2 protein-coding genes are annotated in these 1,518 nt (G+C 54.8%); both read left to right on the top strand.

Features of this window, described 5'->3' with window-relative positions:
• Positions 1–1,090, top strand: a 1,090-nt coding sequence (locus tag AC1DXW_RS30860; protein WP_477760900.1) for an OprD family outer membrane porin, incomplete at its 5' end; no start/stop codon positions are given.
• 282 nt (positions 1,091–1,372) lie between these two features.
• A partial coding sequence (locus AC1DXW_RS30855; RefSeq protein ID WP_477760901.1) for an SDR family NAD(P)-dependent oxidoreductase occupies positions 1,373–1,518 on the top strand: 146 nt, incomplete at its 3' end.

The raw sequence follows: 1,518 nt of genomic DNA, 5'->3' as shown, positions 1-1,518 counted from the left end.
CGTTGGTTTTGGTGTTGATACCCTGGGGTTGCTGGGCATTACCCTGGACACTGGCAAGGGACGACACGTCGGGAGCTCTATGATTCCCTCGAACAGTGACAACCGCGCCGTCGACGAGTGGAGCCGGCTGGGGCTGACCGGAAAAGTCAAAATGTCGAAGACCGAACTGCGCTACGGCACCTTGATTCCGAAACTTCCGATTCTGGTCGCCAACGATGGACGGGTGCTGCCACAAACCTTCGAGGGCGGTCAAATCACCTCGAGCGAGTTCAAGGATCTGACCCTGACGGGTGGACGAATTGAACATGCAACAGGTCGCGGTTCAACGGATCAGACGGGGCTGGCCGTTCTGGGCGGTACGCGTGAAAGCAACCAGTTCGACTTCGTCGGGGGCGACTGGAAAGTCACCAAGGATCTGACGGCTCAGTACTACTATGCCCATCTCGAGAACTACTATAACCAGCAGTTTTTCGGACTGATTCACACGCTTGCGTTCTCGGACAACCAATCCCTGAAAACCGACYTGCGCTACTTCAAAACTGACTCGTCAGGTGAAAACAGCTCTGGTACATCGGGCTACAGAATCAGTGGCTACACCAAAAACGGTGATGGCGTGATCGATAACCGCACTTGGAGTGCCGCCCTGGTTTACTCCATCGGTGGTCACGCGATCACAGCGGGCTACCAAAGCGTTTCAGATGGAAGCAACTTTACCCAGCCCAATCAAGGTAGCCTCGTAGATAAAGGTGCTGGAGGCAGCAGCTTGTATCTGTATACAGATCGCCTGATGCAGAGCTTCAACCGTGCAGGGGAACGTACGTCATTCGGTCAGTACGCCTACGACTTTGCCGCCCTGGGTGTCCCTGGCCTGAAAGCCTCGGTCATGTACGTCTCCGGGGACAATATCAAGACGAGAACCGACGACAATCAGAAAGAATGGGAAAGGGATATCTTTCTGGACTACGTCGTTCAATCCGGCGCACTTAAAAACGTGGGGTTCGGTTGGCGTAATGGTAAATCCAATAGCGAAGCCGCCCGTGATCAAGATCAGAACCGCGTGTTTGTGAGCTACAGCATTCCGCTTCTCTAAGGGGGCAGTACAAACGTATCGCGCTCATTTCGAGGGGTCTGAGCTGGTCAATTCGCCTTTGCGCTGACACTTCTCGACTCTGCCGTCTGGCTCCCTGAGAACCTAGCAGGAATCCAATCTATCGGAGTTGTTTAGACGCGTGAGCCGCTGCCGTATCCGTTCAGGAATCTCCAGCGTGGCTTACACCTGAAGTAAACCGGCGGCCGGCACCGATCTGGCCGTTGGGCCTTTTACATGTCAAATAACCGCGTATGCGGTACTGCCAAATTGTGAGGAAACATCATGCGCATCGAAAACTCAGTCTTCCTAATTACTGGCGCAGGTTCTGGACTCGGGCTGGCTTCGGCGCGTGAGTTGGTGGACCGGGGTGCAAACGTGGTGCTGGTCGATGTGAACGAAGCCGCTGGTGTAGCTCGCGCTGACGAGCT

It is taken from the genome of Pseudomonas sp. P4_C4 (assembly GCF_056402055.1).
The sequence above is the reverse complement of the archived record's forward strand: the minus strand, read 5'-3'. Positions and strand labels throughout refer to the sequence as shown.